Source organism: Mesorhizobium sp. M7D.F.Ca.US.004.03.1.1 (genome assembly GCF_003998635.1).
Lineage (GTDB): Bacteria > Pseudomonadota > Alphaproteobacteria > Rhizobiales > Rhizobiaceae > Mesorhizobium > Mesorhizobium loti.
The window spans coordinates 1-605 of sequence record NZ_RZQG01001656.1; the positions used below are offsets into that span (position 1 = coordinate 1).

Below are 605 nucleotides of genomic sequence, written 5' to 3' on the forward strand. Positions count from 1 at the left end.
ACCCCGGACTGCTCCATGGCGTTGATATAGGACTGCAGGCCCGAGGCGCCGATCGTGAAGCCCGAATTCGACAGCTGCTTGCCGAGGCCGGTGAAATTGTCGCTGATCGCACCGTAGCTGATGCCGTTGCTGCCGCCGCTGCCGACCATGTTGACGCCGAGCTGCTTCATCACCGAGCGGCTGACTTCGGCGACCGTCACCTTCAGCGTGACCTGATCGTCGCCGATGATCTGAAGCAGGTTGACGATCTTGCTGGTGCGGCGCTCCTGGTCCGGGTTGTTGATGTCGACACCGCTCTGGGACGAACCGCCGGCCGCGGTCTGCGAATATTGTCCCGTCGTCGCTTCACCACCCGAAACGAAGATCGTCGCCAGGTAGACCGCGCGTTTCGCGTCCAGAGGCGTGTCGACCGTCCCCGTCAGGACGACGTTGTCATTCAGCAGTTCTACCTTGACAGCCGACGTGGGGAGGAAGCGCCTGATATAATCCTCAAGGCCGGCAACGTCGCGTTCGACGGCCAGGTCCAGACTGACGATCTGCTCGCCATTCGGGCCGAAGACAAAAATGTTCGTCTCGCCGACCGCCTTGCCGAACAGGTAGATGCG

At 61.8% G+C, this 605-nt stretch carries 1 protein-coding gene; it reads right to left on the reverse strand.

Translation table 11 applies throughout. The annotated features are described in order from the left end of the window. Positions 1-605: pilus assembly protein N-terminal domain-containing protein (locus EN935_RS39315; RefSeq protein WP_127374417.1), on the reverse strand; the 605-nt coding region annotated here is incomplete at both ends.